General features: G+C 41.2%; 19 protein-coding genes, 1 other RNA gene and 1 pseudogene. 10 read left to right on the top strand and 11 right to left on the bottom strand.

What is annotated here, in order from left to right; all coding sequences use genetic code 11:
- Nucleotides 1-97 precede the first annotated feature (97 nt).
- The 6 genes and pseudogenes from LJF29_RS04780 to LJF29_RS04755 all read left to right on the top strand — a co-directional run.
- Nucleotides 98-595, top strand: a complete 498-nt coding sequence (locus LJF29_RS04780) for a hypothetical protein (RefSeq protein ID WP_010334567.1) — start codon at nt 98-100, stop codon at nt 593-595.
- A gap of 64 nt (nt 596-659) precedes the next feature.
- Nucleotides 660-1637: a S66 family peptidase gene (locus tag LJF29_RS04775; RefSeq protein ID WP_229147251.1), complete on the top strand. Its 978-nt coding sequence runs from the start codon at nt 660-662 to the stop codon at nt 1635-1637.
- 156 nt (nt 1638-1793) lie between these two features.
- Complete coding sequence (desE, locus tag LJF29_RS04770; RefSeq protein ID WP_229147250.1) at nt 1794-2852, top strand: fatty acid desaturase DesE; 1059 nt, start codon at nt 1794-1796, stop codon at nt 2850-2852.
- A gap of 119 nt (nt 2853-2971) precedes the next feature.
- Entirely contained in the window at nt 2972-4084 is a 1113-nt protein-coding gene (gene desK / locus LJF29_RS04765; protein ID WP_010334570.1) for a two-component sensor histidine kinase DesK, read from the top strand.
- An 18-nt stretch (nt 4085-4102) separates the two neighbouring features.
- Nucleotides 4103-4702 carry a two-component system response regulator DesR gene (gene desR, locus LJF29_RS04760; RefSeq protein WP_010334571.1) on the top strand — a complete coding sequence of 200 codons (600 nt, stop codon included), beginning with the start codon at nt 4103-4105 and terminating at the stop codon, nt 4700-4702.
- 91 nt (nt 4703-4793) lie between these two features.
- Nucleotides 4794-4991 (top strand): annotated as a pseudogene (locus LJF29_RS04755) (M57 family metalloprotease); the annotation flags it as partial.
- 702 nt (nt 4992-5693) lie between these two features.
- On the opposite strand, the gene LJF29_RS04745 reads toward LJF29_RS04755, so the two are convergent.
- The 9 genes from LJF29_RS04745 to LJF29_RS04705 all read right to left on the bottom strand — a co-directional run bounded on the left by LJF29_RS04745 (nt 5694) and on the right by LJF29_RS04705 (nt 12169).
- Entirely contained in the window at nt 5694-5867 is a 174-nt protein-coding gene (locus LJF29_RS04745) for a hypothetical protein (protein WP_229147249.1), read from the bottom strand.
- A complete protein-coding gene (locus tag LJF29_RS04740; RefSeq protein ID WP_229147248.1) occupies nt 5864-6016 on the bottom strand; it encodes a hypothetical protein in 153 nt (50 codons plus the stop codon). The genes LJF29_RS04745 and LJF29_RS04740 overlap by 4 nt, the downstream gene beginning before the upstream one ends.
- Before the next feature lie 348 nt (nt 6017-6364).
- Nucleotides 6365-7228 (bottom strand): LysM peptidoglycan-binding and 3D domain-containing protein, encoded by an 864-nt coding sequence (locus LJF29_RS04735; protein WP_229147245.1) that lies wholly within the window; start codon nt 7226-7228, stop codon nt 6365-6367.
- 236 nt (nt 7229-7464) lie between these two features.
- Nucleotides 7465-9252 carry a DNA helicase RecQ gene (gene recQ, locus LJF29_RS04730; RefSeq protein WP_229147244.1) on the bottom strand — a complete coding sequence of 596 codons (1788 nt, stop codon included), beginning with the start codon at nt 9250-9252 and terminating at the stop codon, nt 7465-7467.
- Nucleotides 9253-9395: 143 nt separating this feature from the next.
- Nucleotides 9396-9582: non-coding RNA, 6S RNA (gene ssrS / locus LJF29_RS04725), on the bottom strand.
- A 231-nt stretch (nt 9583-9813) separates the two neighbouring features.
- On the bottom strand, nt 9814-10440 hold the full coding sequence (gene azoJ / locus LJF29_RS04720) for an FMN-dependent NADH-azoreductase AzoJ (RefSeq protein WP_168748044.1): 627 nt from the start codon (nt 10438-10440) through the stop codon (nt 9814-9816).
- Between the two features lie 151 nt (nt 10441-10591).
- Nucleotides 10592-11083, bottom strand: coding sequence for a TraR/DksA family transcriptional regulator (locus LJF29_RS04715; protein WP_229147241.1), 492 nt, complete (start codon nt 11081-11083; stop codon nt 10592-10594).
- A 122-nt stretch (nt 11084-11205) separates the two neighbouring features.
- Nucleotides 11206-11550 (bottom strand): PH domain-containing protein, encoded by a 345-nt coding sequence (locus LJF29_RS04710; RefSeq protein WP_229147240.1) that lies wholly within the window; start codon nt 11548-11550, stop codon nt 11206-11208.
- Nucleotides 11551-11965: 415 nt separating this feature from the next.
- Nucleotides 11966-12169, bottom strand: coding sequence for a DUF6501 family protein (locus tag LJF29_RS04705; protein WP_010334577.1), 204 nt, complete (start codon nt 12167-12169; stop codon nt 11966-11968).
- A 228-nt stretch (nt 12170-12397) separates the two neighbouring features.
- Between LJF29_RS04705 and dhaS the strand changes: the two genes are divergently transcribed.
- The 3 genes from dhaS (at nt 12398) to LJF29_RS04690 (ending at nt 16716) form a co-directional block, all read left to right on the top strand.
- A complete protein-coding gene (gene dhaS, locus LJF29_RS04700; RefSeq protein ID WP_229147239.1) occupies nt 12398-13885 on the top strand; it encodes an aldehyde dehydrogenase DhaS in 1488 nt (495 codons plus the stop codon).
- A gap of 97 nt (nt 13886-13982) precedes the next feature.
- Nucleotides 13983-15881, top strand: a complete 1899-nt coding sequence (locus LJF29_RS04695; RefSeq protein WP_229147237.1) for a prenyltransferase/squalene oxidase repeat-containing protein — start codon at nt 13983-13985, stop codon at nt 15879-15881.
- Nucleotides 15871-16716, top strand: coding sequence for a superoxide dismutase (locus LJF29_RS04690; protein WP_229147235.1), 846 nt, complete (start codon nt 15871-15873; stop codon nt 16714-16716). Before LJF29_RS04695 ends, LJF29_RS04690 begins: the two co-directional genes overlap by 11 nt.
- Before the next feature lie 31 nt (nt 16717-16747).
- On the opposite strand, the gene LJF29_RS04685 is transcribed toward LJF29_RS04690, so the two are convergent.
- Nucleotides 16748-18085 (bottom strand): sodium-dependent transporter, encoded by a 1338-nt coding sequence (locus LJF29_RS04685; RefSeq protein ID WP_229147233.1) that lies wholly within the window; start codon nt 18083-18085, stop codon nt 16748-16750.
- Between the two features lie 240 nt (nt 18086-18325).
- Here LJF29_RS04685 and LJF29_RS04680 point away from each other — a divergent pair, with 240 nt between their 5' ends.
- Nucleotides 18326-19291 carry a bile acid:sodium symporter family transporter gene (locus LJF29_RS04680; protein ID WP_229147232.1) on the top strand — a complete coding sequence of 322 codons (966 nt, stop codon included), beginning with the start codon at nt 18326-18328 and terminating at the stop codon, nt 19289-19291.
- A 57-nt stretch (nt 19292-19348) separates the two neighbouring features.
- On the opposite strand, the gene odhB is transcribed toward LJF29_RS04680, so the two are convergent.
- Complete coding sequence (gene odhB / locus LJF29_RS04675; protein ID WP_010334582.1) at nt 19349-20605, bottom strand: 2-oxoglutarate dehydrogenase complex dihydrolipoyllysine-residue succinyltransferase; 1257 nt, start codon at nt 20603-20605, stop codon at nt 19349-19351.
- Nucleotides 20606-20611: the final 6 nt, after the last annotated feature.

Below are 20611 nucleotides of genomic sequence, written 5' to 3'. Positions count from 1 at the left end.
AAATTCTAGCAATTATGGATTTATCATTTACAAACGCCTCTTCTATCTACTACAATTGGTTACTGTGTTTCTAACTATTTTTGAAAGGGGTTTGATTTTGATTACCATTAAGGAAAAAAACCGCCAAGAGCTTGAAGAAGAGCTGAATCATTTAGAATTTCAACTTTATCGCATGCAGGAAAATATAAAGGATCTATCGAAAGATGCCAGAGTGCTTGGTATTGATCAATCGAAAGATGAAGATTGGATGATTGTTTCCTCGATTGATGATGGCCAAACATGCAAAATTATGCTCACGGATTGTGAAACAGCTTATAGAGGGGAAAGCTGCTTTTCACTTGTAGCATCCTATCAGGACGATGCCATTCATATTGGAGATATTAAAGGACCTCCGAATTACGGTTTCGGTTCTATTTGTATGAAATATTTAAAGGATATTGCCAGAGACTGCAATATCCCGAAAGTTACCGGCGACATAGCCAAACGGGATTGGAATCATGTGGACAGGCTCATTCATTTTTATGAAAAACATCAATTTGAAGTATGTATTGACTACGATACACAATCAGGAAGCATTAAATGGACAGATTTCTAAAAAAATCTGGAAGAATGTGCCGAAATATGCTGTAATGGTGTAAAACCGCTTAGGAGGACCTGAAGTGTTTGCACCCAAACTGAAACCGGGAGACGAAATTCGAATCGTGTCTCCCGCCACCAGCATGTCCATATTAACAAATGAAGCAAAGTTGCACGCAAAAACGACATTAGAACAATTGGGTTTTCGGGTGACCATTGCTGAACACGCAGAGGAATTAAACGAATTCCAGTCATCCTCTATTGAATCAAGAGTAAGTGATCTGCACAGCGCCTTTTTCGATCCCGACGTCAAAGCTATTTTAACGACACTTGGCGGATTCAACAGCAATCAGCTGCTGCGTTATCTTGATTACGAGAAAATCAAACAGAATCCAAAAATATTTTGCGGCTATTCCGATATTACGGCTCTCGCTAATGCCATTTATCAAAAAACCGGTCTCGTTACATATTCAGGCCCCCACTTTTCTACATTTGCAATGAAAAAAGGATTGGAATATATAAAAGATTATTTTCTGGCTTGCTGCGCTTCGGATGAAGCCTTTGAAATTCTGCCATCACAAGAGTGGAGCGATGATCAATGGTTTTTAGATCAAGAAAACAGGCACTTTCACCCTCATTCCGGTCCTATTGTGATCCAGGATGGCTATGCTGAAGGCACATTGATTGGCGGCAACCTGTGTACACTTAATTTGCTGCAGGGAACGGAGTATTTTCCTGAGACAGACAACACAATTTTACTGATTGAAGATGATTATATGTCAGACGCAAACATGTTTGACCGCGATTTACAATCGCTCATCCACCTCCCTTCTTTTTCAAATGTAAAGGGGATATTGATCGGCAGGTTCCAAAAAGCATCAAACGTATCAATAGATCACGTAAAAGCGATAATTGGTACAAAAAAAGAATTATCCGGGCTCCCCGTCGTCGCAAACATAAATGCCGGGCACACCTCTCCAATTGCCACGTTCCCTATTGGGGGAACATGCAGGCTTGAAGCTGTTTCGGGTACATCACGAATATGGATTGACAAACATTAAACAGCTTGTAAAATCTTTTACAAGCTGTTTTCACATCTGCACGTCATCTCTGTCCACATGACAAATGTCATATATGATGCATGATGTGTGCTACTACAAAGACATCCTTCTCTTTCGTATACTTAAGCGAGACACACAATGAGAGGATCCTTTACTATGACTGAACCAACCCTTAAACACAAACAAAAACTGCTGACAAAGCAAGTCGCTGCTTTTGCTCAGCCCGAAACAAAAAACAGTCTGATTCAGCTTTTAAACACGTTTATCCCTTTCTTCGGACTTTGGTTTCTTGCTTATTTCAGCCTCAATGTCTCCTATCTTCTTACTTTAGCATTAACAGTGGTTGCCTCAGGGTTCTTGACAAGAATTTTCATTATCTTTCATGACTGCTGCCATCAATCATTTTTCAAACAAAAGCGCTATAACCATATTCTCGGCTTTCTGACAGGTGTTCTGACTTTGTTCCCTTACCTTCAATGGCAGCACAGCCATTCGATTCATCACGCGACCAGCAGCAATCTGGATAAACGCGGAACAGGTGACATCTGGCTGTTAACGGTAAACGAATATATAGCCGCATCTAGACGCACAAAACTTGCATACAGACTTTATAGAAATCCGTTTATCATGTTTATTCTCGGACCAATTTATGTTTTTCTGATCACCAACCGTTTTAACAAAAAAGGTGCAAGACGTAAGGAGCGCATGAACACGTACCTTACAAACCTGGCAATTGTGTCATTGGCTGCTGTTTGCTGTCTCATCTTTGGCTGGCAATCGTTTTTGCTCGTGCAAGGCCCTATCTTTCTGATCTCAGGTTCAATCGGCGTGTGGCTGTTTTATGTACAGCATACATTTGAAGATTCTTATTTTGAAGCAGATGAAAACTGGAGCTACGTTCAGGCCGCTGTGGAGGGCAGTTCATTTTATAAACTCCCGAAACTCCTTCAATGGCTGACAGGCAACATCGGTTACCACCACGTTCACCATTTGAGCCCAAAGGTGCCCAACTACAAGCTTGAAGTTGCTCATGAACATCACGAACCATTAAAAAACGTACCGACAATTACCTTAAAAACAAGCCTGCAATCACTCGCCTTCCGCCTTTGGGATGAAGACAAAAAACAATTTGTATCATTTCGGGGTATAAAACAAATATCTTTCCGCCTTCCGCCTGATTCAACAGAAAAACAGAAGCTGCGGGAGAACGCCTGACTATTAGGAGGTCTTCTTATACAACAAGAAGACTTCCTTTTTATTGTTCGGTGGTGCAATCTGGCTTTTACAATGGTAAAGTTACATTTAAGATGAAAAGCTGAAAATGAGGTTATATCATGATCAAAAAGCATTTTACATTTCAAAAACTAAGCGGAATCACGCCTTATATATGGACGATATTTTTCATCCTGCCGTTCTACTTTATATTTAAATCATCTTCTACATTTGTTATTATCGTCGGAATTATTTTGACGCTTTTATTTTTTTCGGTTTATCGATTTGCTTTTGTCTCAAAAGGCTGGGCCATTTATTTGTGGGCGTTTCTGTTAATCGGCATTTCAACCGCCTCCATTACGCTGTTCAGCTATATTTATTTTGCTTTTTTTATCGCGTATTTTATCGGAAACATAAAAGAACGCGTTCCTTTCCACATTTTATATTACGTACATTTAATAAGCGCAGCTGTCGCAGCGAATTTCAGTCTTGTGTTAAAAAAGGAATTCTTTCTGACACAAATTCCTTTTGTCGTCATCACCCTCATCAGTGCGATTTTATTGCCATTCAGTATCAAAAGCCGCAAGGAGCGCGAACAGCTGGAAGAAAAACTCGAATTTGCAAATGAACGGATTGCCGATTTGGTAAAATTAGAAGAAAGGCAGCGGATTGCCCGCGATCTCCACGATACGCTTGGTCAAAAGCTTTCTCTTATCGGTTTAAAAAGCGACTTGGCGAGAAAATTAATATACAAAGATCCCGAACAAGCAGCGCGTGAGCTGAAAAGCGTTCAGCAAACAGCGAGAACTTCTTTAAATGAAGTCAGAAAAATCGTATCCTCTATGAAAGGCATCCGGCTCAAGGATGAAATCATAAACATCAAACAAATTCTCGAAGCTGCTGACATTACATTTATCTACGAAGATGAGAAAATGCCCGAAAATATCTCATTGCTTAATGAAAACATTTTGAGCATGTGCTTAAAGGAAGCTGTCACAAATGTTGTCAAACACAGTCAGGCTAAAACATGCCGAGTTGATATCCAGGAGCTCTGGAAGGAAGTTGTTATTACAGTGTCAGATGATGGAACATTTCAAGGAGGAGAAACGTGTTTTTCAAAGGGACATGGCTTACTCGGTATGAGAGAGCGTCTTGAATTTGCAAACGGGAGCCTTCACATCAACACCAAAAACGGAACCAAGCTTACCATGAAAATTCCTAATAACTCAAAATAAACAAAAAGGATGGCTTACATGATTAGTATATTTATTGCAGAAGATCAGCAGATGCTGCTGGGTGCTTTAGGATCACTATTAAACTTAGAAGACGATATGAAAGTCGTCGGCAAAGGAACAACCGGACAGGATGCTGTCGAATTTGCAAAAAAACACCAGCCCGATGTATGCATTATGGACATTGAAATGCCCGGAAAGACAGGACTTGAAGCAGCTGAGGAATTAAAGGATACAGGCTGCAAAATTATTATCTTAACCACTTTTGCCCGCCCCGGCTACTTTCAGAGAGCCATTAAAGCCGGCGTTAAAGGCTATTTGTTAAAGGACAGTCCGAGCGAAGAGCTCGCGAGCGCCATCCGAAGCGTCATGAATGGAAAGCGTATCTACGCACCTGAGCTGATGGAGGATATGTATAGCGAGGCCAACCCTCTCACAGATAGAGAAAAAGAAGTGCTCGAACTTGTGGCTGACGGAAAAAACACAAAAGAAATCGCCCAAGAACTCAGCATTAAAAGCGGAACGGTGCGAAATTATATCTCCATGATTCTAGAAAAGCTTGAAGTGAAAAACCGAATAGAAGCCATTACGCGTTCAAAGGAAAAAGGCTGGTTTAAGTAAAAGAGGATCTTGACATATGTCCAAGATCCTCTTTTGTTAATCTGCCGCCCCCGCGCTGTATATTTATTAGAGAGACGGGTTAAAAAACTAGCCTTCCACCTGGAATGACAGAATTTCCTCCTTAAGTATGGCTTCGCCTATTTCAAGCTATTCAACGACGCTCTGTGAGCACACTTCAACTCAAGGGTATGGCAAAGGAGTCATGTTTAGACATTCTGATTGGTATCGCAAAACTGCCAATATGGCTTCAGATTGGGACAACAAGGCTTCGGCGATCCAAATCAAGTAATCTAGGTAGAAGTTTCAAAATCACTATTCTCTAAAGAAGCATGAGAATCGTGATTTCTTGTATTGTCCTCACAGTTGCCAGCCTGCTGAGCTTAATCCTGAAATTTCACTTACACAGAGTCAGGTCCGGTTTCAGAATCAATTTTCTTATTAAATTCTGCCTTTTCATGAGAGCCGTCAATCTATCTGTTTAAGTTGGTCCATGTGGCACTCGCCTTGTGTAGCAATAAATTTTCTCTTTCCAACACGTTGTATTTATAGGGGAAGATTCATTTTAATTTTTGTAAGCCATATGAACACATCTCATTGGAGCCAGCTCATTCCTTCAACTTTAGACTCCGTACGTCTGTCTCCATGTCTTCAGAAGACATAAAACCATATGTGTAAAACTCCAACAGCGAACCAGTACAACATTTGCGTATCCTCGCATCAACATCACCAAACATTATTCCGTAACCTGCATCAGACATTAAACCTAATGACTCGGAAGCTGAACTGATCACGAATACCGTCAACCACGATTTCCTATATGAACAGTTAGTATGTTAGGAAGACAGTCAAGATATTTCATTGTTTTGGGAGAACAGCGCAGACAAAGCCCTCTTCCATTTCCTCGTCCACCAATCACAAAATAAGCCGTTATCCCAAGTCTAGGAAACGGCTCATGTCCATGGCTATACGTATTTAGATGTGATTATCTGATTTAAGGGATCTTTCCTTTAGCAGCCTTCTCATTTAAAAACAGTTTTTTCACTTTAAACCGCAATGAACGTGCTGATGCCAAAAACAAGATCCCCTGAATACAGCACTTCGGCAGGAATGATACAGTGTAACCTATGATCAAAAGCTCAGAAACGATCTGTTGTTCTTTAATCAAATCGCTGCTCCAAAAAAATCAGGTATAGTCATGATTCTTGATTTCAAGTAACCTGGCCAAAAGACAAATGCCAGAGAAATTAACGCCAGCGGCGCACAAGCTTCCGAAGACATTCTGTCATAGAGGTCGCGTAGCTTAGCTTTGTCCATTTAACCCCACCATCTGCTCGGTTGATACATTCGTTAATAAAAGCGAGCTTCCAATAATAAAGCAGTAAGGCTTCTCCCCCTAAGGAATAACGGTTAGAGGATGCAAGCTGAGCCCCTTGTCCTTCGCCATAAAAATATGCAGGTATTCATGATAAGAAACGATACAATCTTCAAAGCAAAAGCCAGCAGCTCCTTCTGCAAAGATAAAGATGATAGGGGCCGTTTACCTTCTATTTATCATTGCAGAAGGAGCACAATTTTTTTATCGGCATATTATGTTTTACGTCTCTAAAAACAAAAAAAGGACACGAGCTTAGAGCTACATGTCCTTTATCTTCATCTATTCTATTAATTTAACACTTTTACACTTACTGTTCTGACGCCCCAATTATGTGCATCACTTTTGTTTGGTACAAATACGTCAATTTTATTTCCTTTTATTGCGCCGCCAGTGTCTGCTGCTGTTGCTTCTCCATAACCTTCAACATAGACTTTAGAACCTAGCGGAATCACGTTTGGATCAACCGCAATAACTTTAGCATTCGGGTTCTTGTTTAAGTCGATGCCTGTTGCTGTAACGCCGGAAATGCCGCCGTCGTTAGCAGAGTAAGCAGTAGCAGTAACTGTTAGTTCTTTTGTCGCTTCTTGTTGATTTGTATTAGATTCAACAGCCTTTTCTTCTGTTTTAACAGAAGTTTCTGCTGCAGCCTTTGTTTCTTGTTTAGGTTGCTGTTGAACAGCTTCTTGTTTAGGTTGCTCTTTTTGCACAGCCTCTTGTTTTGTTTCAGTTTGAGGTGCGCTTGTTTGCGCATTCTCAGTCACTGTGTTTGCTGCTGTTGCCTGACCTTTTACTGAAAGTGTAGATCCAGCATAGATCATGTCAGAGCTTAAGTTATTCCAACCTTTCAGGTTGTTAACTGTCGTACCGAATTTTTGAGCAATCTTAGAAAGCGTATCTCCCGCTTTAATTGTATATTGCCCAGATGTGGTTGTTTCTTCTGAAGAAATGGTCAGTTTTTCTCCCGTAATGATTGTATCAGAAGTTAACTTGTTCCATTCTTTTAGGTCCTTCAGGTTCACTCCGTTTTTCTGAGAGATCCCCCAGAGCGTATCACCCTTTTGCACCGTGATTTCTTTTGCAGAAGCGTGAGCTCCGAATGCAGTTGTTGAAAGTGCTGCAACTGCTACAAAGGACATAATCGTCTTCTTCATAAGTAAATCCTCCCTTGTTAGCTTTTTATTGGCGGCTAACAGGTGATATCGTAACACATGTAAATGTCAAATCAATAACAAAAAGATATGATTTAGATTACAGTTCCTTTACATGAAGGATTTCTCTCTGTTGGAAAGTCTTACTGAACCCTTGATATAATAGGCTTTTCAAGTCTTTTAAGTTTGAGTCAAAAAAAAGAAAAGAAAATGTGTTTTTCAAAGAAAATAAGGTTGATTTATGCTTTTTTTGGGGCTGTCACCTTTACATAAGCTTGTATTTCTTCTAAAAAAAGCCGGCCATATTTTGCTCTTTTTTGTTCTCCGACTCCTTTTATGGACAAAAGTTCTTCATCATTTACAGGCTGTTTTCCTGACATATCTTTCAGCGTCTGATCAGAAAAAACGACAAAAGGCGGAACACCCTGCTCTGCTGCAATTTGCTTGCGTAAGGTGCGAAGCCGTTCAAACAGCTCGTCATTTTCCGTAATGGCTTCTGCTTTTAATGCTTCTTTTCTCGTTACTGCTAATTCGCTTCTCAGCACATTTCTCCCTTTGCCGCTAACAAAAAGAGTCGGAAATGTTCCATCTGACATCCTAATAAAGTCGTCAGCAATCAGAAATTCAATAAAGTCGCTGATTTCACTAACTGATCGGTGCTTTAATATTCCGTATGTTGAAAGGTTGCTAAAGCCGTTTTCGAGCACTTTTTTATTTTTTGATCCAGCGAGCACCTGGGCAACCATCGTCTTCCCAAAACGTTCATTCATACGAATGATACACGATAAGACCATTTGCGCTTCTCTCGTCACGTCATGGGCTGTTCTTGTATCTGTACAGTTTCCGCACTGTCCGCAGGCGTCAGGTTCCTTTTCTCCGAAATACATCAGAATAAATCGCTGCAGACAATCTTCCGTATGGCAGTAGTCAACCATTTGTCGCAGTTTTTTCAAGTCCTGCTTTTGCTTTTCTTCATTTTCCGATTGCTCGATTAAAAAGCGCTGCACCATAATATCTTGCGGAGAAAATAAAAGCACACATTCACTGTCGAGGCCATCCCGTCCAGCTCGTCCCGCCTCCTGATAGTAGCTTTCCATATCTTTCGGTATCTGTGCATGAAGAACAAACCTGATATTTGATTTATCGATGCCCATCCCGAAAGCAGATGTGGCAACCATGACCTGCAGCTCATCGTTCAGAAACCTTTCCTGCTGTTCTTTTCTGACTTCGTCCTGTAAGCCCCCGTGATACCGCCCTGCGCTAATTTGATTTCGTTTTAACCGCTCATAAATCCGATCTGCTTCTTTTCTTGTCGCGGTATAGACGATTCCTGCTTCATGTTTGTTTCTTTTTACATACTCATCAATAAAACGATCTTTGTTTTCCCCTTTTGCGACTTTCAAAGTAAGGTTGTCACGGGAGAAACCGGTATACACCGTGTTTTCTTTTTGAATATGCAGCTGACGGCATATATCATCATGCACCTCAGGTGTTGCTGTTGCCGTTAATGCCATGATGACAGGTTTGTCATTTAACTCGTGAAACAGAATTTCAATGTTTCTGTAGCTTGGCCTGAAATCGTGGCCCCATTGAGAAATACAGTGCGCTTCATCTATTGCTACTAAAGGAACGTCGATGCTTTGCAAAATACGTATAAATTCTGTTGAGGTTAACCGCTCTGGTGTAATGTAAAAAAGCTTATAGGCCCCTTCTTTCAGGCCGTTCAGCCTTTCATATATTTCTTGATTGGTTTGCGAACTGTTGATGTAAGCGGCTTTGATTCCCGCTTCTTCAAGAGTATCAACCTGATCCTTCATTAATGATATTAACGGCGAAATGACAATCGTTGTTCCTTCAAACATCAGTGCCGGAATTTGATAGCATATTGATTTTCCCCCGCCCGTCGGCATAATGCAGACCGTGTTTTGTCTCGCTTCTGTCACCGAACGGATGGCTTCCTCCTGCCCTCTGCGCAGCTTTTCATAACCGAAATAATGCGCCAACAGAGATTGGGCTTTATGTAACATAACGTCTAACCCTCGCTTTTCCTTCAATTTCTCCCATCATATCACAAAAAATAGACCTGCATTTCTTCCCGAATGGAAATTGAATTTTCGATATAAAAATCCTTTTTCAGATAAAATAAAAAGCCATTTCCATAAAGGAAATGGCCTTCGCTACATCTTGCCGTATGCAAGTAAGAAAGTTTTAAACCACCACTCCTCAAAGTGGGTGTTTGCAGAAACGTTCCTGTCGTCCTCTGCAATGGAGGCATGACATTCCGGCTTCGATATAAAACTCCCTATTACAGCTTAAAGGTTAAAACTTAATTAACAATACGTACAAAGTAGCTTCTTTTATATAGTACACCATTGGACATATTTTATCAAGGGGGCAAATCAATTGTTCAGAAAAACTTTTTTTCATTCATAAAACTGTTATTTCGCTAATATATCTAATGATTCGACAAACAAAAAATATACTACAATAAAAAAACAGCATTTTTTTAGCGGCAAGAAGTGATCACTTTCTTCTATATAATATGTACGCAAAAAAACTCCTATCTCACGGATAGGAGTCTTTATTCATTAAAACTTAGCAGCAAGCTCTTTCGCTTCTTGCAAGCCTTTTTCAACAATTTCTTGTGCTTTATCAGGCGCTGCGTTATGTCCCTCAATGACAACTGTGTGCAAGTCTTGAACACCCCAGAAACCAAGAACTGTTTTCATGAAGTTTAAGGACATTTCTAGTGAAGCCATTGGTCCTTCTGAATAAACGCCGCCGCGCGCGTTAAGAAGTGCAACTTTTTTGTCGCCCATTAAACCAACTGGTCCTTCTTGTGTGTATTTGAATGTAACGCCTGCGCGAGACAGGTAATCCACATAAGTATGAAGCACTGCTGGCACTGTGAAGTTCCAAAGCGGGAATGCGAACACCACTTTATCAGCTTTTACAAATTGGTTCAGATATTTGTCAGCTGTTGCAGCTTGTTTTTTTTCTTCCTCAGTCATTTCCATACCTTGACCTGCTTTAAATGTTCCGTTAATCATATCTCTTCCAAGGTAAGGAAGGTTTTCTTTATGAAGATCTAATTCAATCACTTCATCATTAGGGTTGTTTTCTTTATATGCAGCTAAAAATGCTTCGTATAGTTTAACTGAAACACCTTCTTCAGCTGTACGGTCACTTGATTTTACAAATAAAACTGTAGACATTTGTATTCCTCCCGGTAAACTTTTTATATTAACTTACAAATAGTATGTTACTTTCTTTTTTACGCAAAGTCAATCACTTTATTTCGAATATGAGATTTTTTTATAAAAAAAAAGCAAGTACACCTTATATCGGTGTACTTGCTTGCGATTTTCAATTTGAATCCTGCTCGCGGTCTAAAATCTCATACGTTTGAGAACTTTTTTGATCAATTGTTTCTTTATTAGATAGATCTTTAACTTGTTGGTGAAACTCCTTTTCAAATGACGGAGCATCCGTTTCCAAATCGTCCTCTACATCAGCTTGGGCTTCCACTGTCATTCTTGCGTACGGAACAGCTTCCAATCTTTCGTATGGGATTTCTTGACCTGTTTTTTCACAAATTCCGTACGTCCCGTCTTTTATCTTTTGTAAAGCGTGATTAACTTCCTCCAAAAGCTCCCGGTCTATTTCTTTTACCGTTTGGTCTGTCATGCGGTCTGTTACAAGCGTTCCGTGGTCAGCCATATGGTTATCAACCCCATTAGACAGCTCTCCTACTTCTTCAGTCATTGATTGTGTTTTCTTTTTTTCACCAGACAATTCTTTTTGCATATGAAGCAATTTATGGTAGAGATGCTGAGTTTGTTCTTTAGTCAGTGCCATGTGTATCCTCTCCTTTTTTTCTCTGTTCCCAGTTTTGAATACTGACAAACCAAAAAAGGCGTTTTTACGGCACAAAAAAAGCCAAACCATTCTTTAGAGACGGCTGGCCTCAGTTAGTTTATTCAGTTGCATAAATACTTCGTCAGTACCGCTTGCACTTCGCTTAAATCGGTATCTTTCGCAAATTCTAATTCAAAGGTTTTGCTTCTTGTCATTAATAAAAGTCCGGTGTCGGGATCAAACATTCCCGCTTCTTGAATGGCAAAGCTTTCAATCGTTTTATATGGAAGAAATACACGAACCTTCTTTTTAGAAAACACCTTATTATCAAAGAAAATAATACGTTTATTTGTAAAGCAAATTTGGTCAACCCGGAGCTTATAAATCGATTCTATTCTTTCCCCTTCAACGAGCAAAGCTTCAAGCTTCTTTGCGTCAGTTGATCTGCTAACAGAAAAAATACCCAATGAAGAACCCCTCTTTCTGCATTTATCTATTTTTCTTATGACGAGATTACTTTAAATAAAATAAGTCCTTTATCCCTATATAAGAATACGACATAGAAGACATTTAAACCATTACGAACAGATTACATTTTTCACTTTTTTGATTTGTTTCTTGTTTTTTGTATTGCTGTTATCATGTAGTACGCACCAATAGAGAAAAAAGTTTCATTTTTCGCAAATATTTTTTGAAAAATGAGTTTTTTAACGTTTCTGTTGTGCATCTGTTTTATTTTTCCTTTTTGAATCAAAGAAGAACCGCAGCTTAGCTGCGGTCCTTTGCATAACGGTCTGTATCTTCAATTGTGCCATCTATATTAGAGTCTGAAATTGATGTGACCTCTTCTGTTTCTTCTTCCATCAGAAATTCAATCGGTGTTTATACCTCTTCAAAATATTCTTTATAGTATCCGCCGATTTTATTTGTATTATCAACGACAAACAGAAATTCCTCTGTCTCATTCTTCACTTCATATTCTTTCCCTGGTGTTAATACGCGATTTACAATGTATTTTTTTGCGTTTGTCTGAACACATTTTACTTTTTTAACGGTTTCTTTTTCAAGCCAATTTTTATGTATCATGATGAAATCTCCTTTACTTGTCTATAAGCCTATTGTAGCTTTTTTCTTTTGTAAATTGCAATATCGGTTATTCATTGATTTTGTCATGTTTTCTAGTATAGAATGTTTGTATACGCTTACTTCCATAGTAACGATCACAGCTAATTTCCGCTCTTCAATGAAGCAATATCCATTCTATCACCAAGAATCTCAGAACAGGCCATAAAAATGACTGGAGGTTTGTTACGAATGAGTTCTTTAACGATGCAAGTGAGTAAAAGGATGGAGACATTTTTACAGGGAACGAAAAAGCTTTATATTGATGGGAAGTTTGTTCCGAGTGCCTCAGGGGCAACCTTTGACACGCCTAACCCGGCGACAGGCGAAACCTTAATGTCGCTGTATGAAGCCCGGGCAGAAGATGTGGACAAAGCCGTTAAAGCTGCCCGCAAAGCCTTTGATCAAGGCGAGTGGAGAACAATGTCTCCAGCATCGAGAAGCAGACTGATGTATAAGCTGGCAGATTTAATGGAAGAGCATAAAACTGAGCTTGCTCAGCTTGAAACCCTTGATAACGGAAAGCCAATAAACGAAACAACAAATGGAGATATCCCGCTGGCTATTGAGCATATGCGCTATTACGCCGGCTGGTGCACAAAAATAACAGGGCAGACAATCCCTGTTTCCGGCGCCTATTTTAATTATACACGCCATGAGCCTGTCGGCGTCGTCGGCCAAATCATCCCATGGAATTTCCCGCTCCTTATGGCGATGTGGAAAATGGGTGCGGCTCTTGCAACCGGCTGTACAATTGTGCTTAAGCCTGCTGAGCAAACCCCGCTTTCAGCTCTTTATTTGGCTGAGTTAATTGATAAAGCCGGTTTCCCTGACGGTGTGATCAATATCATTCCGGGATTCGGTGAGGATGCTGGAGAAGCACTTACCAACCATGAAGCGGTTGACAAAATTGCCTTTACCGGATCAACAGAAATCGGAAAGAAAATCATGGCCACGGCGGCAAAAAGCATTAAGCGTGTCACCCTGGAACTGGGCGGAAAATCACCTAATATCCTGCTACCGGATGCCAATTTGAAAAAAGCCATTCCAGGCGCTTTAAACGGTGTCATGTTTAACCAAGGCCAAGTCTGCTGTGCGGGCTCACGCGTCTTTATTCATAAAGACCAGTATGATGAAGTTGTCAATGAGATGGTGTCTTATGCTGAATCACTCCGCCAAGGAGCCGGACTTCATAAAGATACCCAAATCGGCCCGCTCGTGAGCAAGGAGCAGCATGAACGCGTTCTTTCTTATATTCAAAAAGGGAAAGATGAAGGAGCAAAAGCTGTCACTGGCGGAAGCTGCCCTTATGAAGAAGGATACTTTGTCGCACCGACTGTGTTTGCGAATGTTGAAGACGATATGACAATCGCCAAAGAAGAAATCTTTGGACCAGTCCTGACGGCGATTCCGTATGAAACAGTGGATGAAGTCATTGAACGAGCCAACCATTCTGAATACGGACTTGCTGCCGGCCTATGGACTGAGAATGTAAAACAAGCCCATTATATTGCAGATCGCCTTCAAGCCGGGACTGTCTGGGTAAACTGCTATAATGTGTTTGACGCAGCTTCGCCGTTTGGCGGTTATAAACAATCCGGACTAGGAAGAGAAATGGGCTCATATGCTCTAGATAACTACACAGAAGTCAAAAGTGTATGGATTAATCTTGAAGACTAAAAGCTTTTAAAAAAACTGCTGCCAGCCAGCAGTTTTTTCTTTCAGTAATGGCAGCATTAGCGGATGAATATATATCTTTCTGAAGGAGTTGAGCGTGATGAGCACACTTCAGGAGAAGGTGAGGCGCTATCAGCAAAACACGATTTCAGAGCTGAAAGATAGGCAAAATGGTGACGGTTCTTGGACATTTTGCTTTGAAGGGCCAATCATGACGAATTCTTTTTTTATTCTGCTCCTCACCTCACTTGATGAAGGTGAAAATGAAAAAGAACTCATTTCGGCGCTCGCAGCCGGCATTCGCGAAAATCAGCAGCCAGACGGAACGTTTAACAATTTCCCTGACGAAACAGGCGGCAATATAACAGCTGCCGTCCAAGGTTATGTCGGAATGCTGGCTTCAGGATGCTACCATCGAACTGATCCGCACATGAAAAAAGCTGAACAATTTATTACATCACATGGCGGCTTGAGGAATATTCATTTCATGACAAAATGGATGCTTGCAGCAAACAGCCTTTACCCTTGGCCCGCATTATATGTACCATTGTCGCTTTTAGCAATTCCCCCAACATTCCCGGTTCATTTCTATCAGTTCAGCACCTATGCCCGTATTCACTTTGCGCCGATGGCTGTCACACTCAATCAGCGATACACACTAAAAAACCGCAATATTCAATCTCTCCGCCACCTCGACCCGCACATGACAAAAAACCCTTTGACTTGGCTCCGTTCTGATGCTTTCGAGGAGAGAGACCTCTCTTCTGTTCTGACTCATTGGAAGCGGCTTTTTCGTGCACCCTTTGCTCTTCAGGAGCTTGGCTTACACACAGCTAAAACATATATGCTTGACCGTATTGAAGAAGACGGCACACTGTACAGTTATGCAAGCGCCACAATATTTATGGTATACAGCCTTCTGTCACTTGGTGTGTCACGCCATTCACCGGTCATCCGAAGGGCCATTAATGGCATCAAAGCATTGGTGGCTGAATGCGGCGGCATTCCTTATTTAGAAAATTCCACTTCCACTGTTTGGGATACTGCATTAATCACTTATGCGCTTCAGCAAAACGGCGTTGCCGAAACAGACGGTACAATTACAAAAGCCGTTTCTTTTTTACAAAAGCGGCAGCATACCAAGATAGCAGATTGGTCTGTCAACAATCCAAACGTATCTCCAGGCGGCTGGGGATTTTCAAATATCAACACGAATAACCCTGATTGTGACGACACTGCAGCCGTCTTAAAAGCAATTCCCCGCAGCTTCTCTCCTTTTTCTTGGGAGCGAGGCGTGGCTTGGCTTTTATCGATGCAGAACAATGATGGAGGGTTTTCCGCCTTTGAAAAAAATGTGAACCACCCTCTTATCCGCCACCTCCCGCTTGAATCCGCCGAGGATGCGGCTGTTGATCCCTCAACCGCCGACCTTACCGGGCGTGTGCTGCACTTTTTAGGTGAAAAAGCCGGCTTTTCAGTAAAACATCACCACATTCAGCGTGCTGTGAACTGGCTTTATGAAAATCAGGAACATAATGGATCTTGGTACGGACGTTGGGGTGTTTGCTACATTTACGGCACATGGGCTGCCTTAACCGGGATGCACGCCTGCGGAGTTGTTCGAACCCACCCTTCGATACAAAAGGCAATCCGGTGGCTCAAAACCATACAAAATGATGACGGCAGCTGGGGTGAATCCTGCAAAAGCGCGGAGGTCAAAACCTATGTGCCGCTTAAAGAAGGAACCATTATACAAACTGCCTGGGCTTTAGATGCTTTATTGCTATATGAAAAACCCAGTCATCCAGCAATTGTGAAAGGAATGAACTACCTCATGGACAGCAGTTCTCATGACGGTAGAAGCTTGACTTATCCAGTGGGAATCGGGCTGCCAAAGCAGTTTTATATTCGTTACCACAGTTATCCTTATGTGTTCCCTTTGCTGGCTGTCGGCAAATATTTGAATTCTATTGAAAAGGAGACAGCATATGAAACGTGAATCTTATCAAACCGAGATGTTCAATTGGTGTGAAGCCTTAAAAGATCAGATTCAAAAACGAGGACAGCTTGATCAATTTGAGGATCAAATCGAAAGGATGATTGAAGCGCTGGAGGATGACCAGACGACAGAAGAACAGTGGTATCAGCAGGCCGCCACACTCTATCGGAATATTACACAATCAGAAGAAACAGGTGAAAGACGTGCTTTCGTTCCTATAGGAAAACATATTCTCCCAAAGCTTCCGTACAAGTACTCCGCTTTAGAACCTTATATTTCACGTGATATTATGGTGCTTCATCATACAAAGCATCACCAAAGCTATGTTGACGGACTGAATAAAGCAGAATTGGAGCTTAAGAAAGCCAGAGCTTCAAAGAACTATGACTTGATCACTCATTGGGAAAGAGAGCTGGCATTTCATGGAGCGGGCCATTATTTGCACAGCATTTTTTGGTTTTCTATGCATCCAAACGGAAAAAGAAGGCCTACTGGAGCATTGTTTCAAATGATCGATCTTTCATTTGGAAGCTATTCGGCCTTTAAGGAGCATTTTACCCAAGCTGCAAAAAAAGTGGAGGGTGTCGGGTGGGCCATTCTTGTCTGGTCCCCTCGTTCCGGGCGGCTGGAGATTTTAGCCGCAGAGAAGCACCAGCTCTTCAGCCAGTGGGATGTAATCCCTCTTTTACCGCTTGATGTATGGGAACATGCTTACTATTTGCAATATAAAAATGACCGCGGAAGCTATGTTGATCATTGGTGGAATGTAGTCGATTGGCGTGAAGCCGAAAAACGTTTTGAACAGGCAAAAGAAGTCGTATGGAAACTCTATTAAAAAAGCCCCCTTTTCCAGGGGGCTTCATTTCTTAAAAAATACCTAATACATGTAAAAATACGATAATGATTGCAACAGGTGAAAGATAACGTATGAGCAGAAGCCAAACCGCAAACCACTTTCGCTTGAGATTTGAGCCGCTCTTCAGCTCGTTAAACAAGTCTTCTTTCGGTATTTTGAACGGTACAAAGATAGAAATCAATAACGCTCCTAACGGCATTAAAATATTGCTGACCAGAAAATCAGCTGCGTCAAAAATGGACATGTGAAAAATGGTGATATCACTTAAAATACCGTATGATAACGCAGACGGTACGCCGACCAGAAAGATAGCCATCCCGCCGATCCAGGCAAATCGTTTTCTTTTACTCACATCGCCTTTTGAAAGCACAGCGACCAAAATTTCAAGCATTGAAAAGGCGGATGTCAGTGCCGCAAATAAAAATAGAATTAAAAATGCTAATAAAAAGACAATTCCAAACGGCATTTGATTAAATACAGTCGGCAGCACATTAAATAACAGGACAGGTCCTTGATCCGGTTTGAGGCCGAATGAAAAAACAGCTGGAAAGATTGCGATTCCCGCCATAATGGCGACAAGAACATTCAAAACCGTGACAGATACAGCAGACTGCACCAGATTTTCTTGTTTTTCTAGATAAGCACTATACGTTACCATTACAGATACACCGACACTTAATAAGAAGAAGGACTGGCCCATCGCATATAATATTGTATTGGCGTCAATAGCGGAGATATCAGGTGTCAGGAAAAACGTAAGGCCTTCCATCGCTCCATGAAGTGTAACTGAACGCACCATTAAAATAATAAATAATATAAATAGCGCCGGCATTAAAATTTGGCTTGCTTTTTCAATTCCGCTGCTTACACCCTTTGCGACAACCAAAATTGTGACCAGCATAAACAGCAGCTGGCCTCCTACAGCCAAATATGGATTTGAAATGGTATTCGCAAACAGCGTATCAAACCCTGATGTATGCGATAAACCGCCGGTAAAGCCTTTAAAAATGTAATTTAAAATCCATCCGCCGACAACGCTGTAGAATGATAACAGAATAAAGCACGTCGCCATGCCCAAATAGCCTATCCAATGCCATTTAGACCCAGGAGCAAGAGATTTATAGGATTGGACGGCATCTTGCTGTGTTTTTCTGCCTATGATGAATTCACCGAGCAATAATGGCAGTCCGATTAATATTGTAAATAAAATGAAAATAAATAAAAACGCGCCTCCTCCGCTGGTGCCTGCGACATATGGGAATTTCCATATCGCACCGAGACCGATAGCCGATCCAGCCGCTGCTAAAATAAAGCCCAGCTTCGAAGACCATTGATTAGCTTCCTTCACCCTATCACTCCTATTTTTCAAAACAGTTTAAAGGTTCATTGTAAGAATATCTACCTATATAGTCAAGAATATTTTGATTAGTTTACATAATATATTTATCATCTATCTACATAGATATATCAGAATACAGTCAATCTATTAATATTGAATTATTCAGAAAATTAATTATAATAGGGGAATACCAAAAAATCTGTTAGGATTTCTGCTGAAGTTCTTGATCAGTGTATGAGGAGTGTTTTTATGGAAAACATCAGAAAGATTAGTCATTTCGCGGGACAAACCTTCGGCATCTGGGTTATTGTTTTTGCCGTACTCGGATTTTCGTTCCCGTTATTATTTTCTTGGATCAGTTCTTATATTACGATTTTTCTTGGCATTATCATGTTTGGAATGGGGCTAACACTGCAAACCGATGATTTTAAAGAGCTGATCAGAAAACCTTTGTACGTCATTATCGGAGTGATTGCCCAATATACAATTATGCCGCTTGTTGCTTTCGGATTAGCCTATGGCTTGCATCTCCCCTCGGAGATCGCGGTAGGCGTTATTCTCGTTGGCTGCTGCCCGGGTGGAACTGCCTCTAATGTCATGACATTTTTAGCAAAAGGCAATACGGCCCTCTCTGTTGCTGTCACTACAATTTCCACCTTGTTGGCACCTGTTTTGACGCCGGTATTGATTATGCTGTTTGCCAAGGAATGGCTGCCTGTCTCGCCTGGCTCATTATTTATTTCAATTTTGCAGGCTGTATTGTTTCCAATCATTGCAGGCCTAATCGTCAAAATGTTTTTCAAAAAACAGGTCGCAAAAGCCGTTCATGTCCTGCCGCTTGTTTCAGTCATCGGTATTGTTGCGATTGTGTCAGCTGTTGTAAGCGGCAATCGGGAAAACCTGCTTCAATCAGGATGGCTTATTTTTTCAGTAGTTATCCTGCATAATGGCATTGGATATTTACTGGGGTTTCTTTGTGCAAAGCTGTTAAAAATGGATTATGCATCTCAAAAAGCGGTTGCAATTGAAGTCGGCATGCAAAACTCAGGGCTTGGCGCAGCACTTGCTACGGCACATTTTTCACCGCTATCCGCTGTTCCTAGCGCGATTTTCAGTGTATGGCACAACCTTTCAGGCTCTTTGCTCGCTACATATTGGTCTAAAAAAGGTAAGAATCAAAAAGAAGATTCAAACAGCACAGAACTGACTCTTTAACAATCTATTCTATATAAAAAGGTACATCACGTTTAGCCGTGATGTACCTTTTTTGTTTTATCCCTCTAACAAAAGCTGTTCAGGATCTTCTAGTAAGTTCTTAATAGTGACAAGGAATCCAACTGCTTCTTTACCATCTACGATCCGATGATCATAAGATAAAGCAATATACATCATTGGACGGTTTTCAAAACGTTCTTCATCAATTGCGACAGGGCGCAGCTGAATCTTATGCATACCCAGAATACCAACTTGAGGGCTGTTTAAAATCGGTGTCGACATGAGTGAACCGAAAGTCCCTCCGTTTGTAATTGTAAATGAGCCTCCTTGCAGCTCACCAAGGGTTAATTTATTGTTTCTCGCTTTTTTCGCAAGCTCGCCGATTTCTTTTTCAATGCCTGCAAATGTCAGACGGTCTGCATCCCTTACAACTGGAACAACAAGTCCTTCTTCAGCTGCAACAGCGATTCCGATATCATAGAATTTTTTAACAATCAGCTCATCGCCTTGAATTTCTGCATTCAAGAGCGGATATTTTTTCAATGCCGCTACAACAGCTTTAGTAAAGAAAGACATAAAGCCCAGCTTCACTTCATTTTGCTCAAAGAATTGGTCTTTGCGACGTTTTCTGAGATTCATAACAGCCGTCATGTCAACTTCATTAAATGTAGTCAGCATCGCAGATGTTTGCTGAACTTCGACTAGACGTTTAGCAATCGTCTGTCTGCGGCGTGACATTTTTTGCACTTCAACAGGTTTGTCAAAGCTTTGCTGTGTTTTTTGAGCCTGCGGCTGTTGTTTTTGCTGCTGAGGAGCTGGTTTCGCCGCTGGTTTTTCATACGCCTCAACATCCTGTTTGCGCACTCTTCCAAGCGGGTCGCCAGTTGGAACCTGAGACAGGTCAATCCCTTTCTCTCTCGCCAGCTTACGGGCAGAAGGAGATGCAATTGTTCTTGATTTTGCTTCCGTTTGCGCTTCCTGGCTCACTTCTTGCGCCGCTGGTTCAGCTTGCTTTTCTTCTTTTTCACTTTCTTTGCTTTCAGCCTTCTCTGAAGGAGCAGGGGCAGAACTTTCACCCGCGCCTTCTGTAATGGTACCGATAATTTCTCCAACTTGGACGGTATCACCCGAATCTTTCAATACCTCTTGAAGAACACCCGATTCTTCTGCTGTCAATTCAACATTTACTTTATCCGTTTCAAGTTCAAGCAGATATTCACCCTGTTCTACATAATCACCGGGCTGCTTTAACCATTGGGCTATTGTTCCTTCTGAGATTGATTCTGCTAATTCAGGTACCTTAATTTCCGCCATTTTTTC

This window comes from Bacillus sp. LBG-1-113, assembly GCF_020708615.1.
Taxonomy (GTDB): domain Bacteria; phylum Bacillota; class Bacilli; order Bacillales; family Bacillaceae; genus Bacillus; species Bacillus mojavensis.
This window is presented reverse-complemented; position numbering and strand designations above follow the sequence as displayed.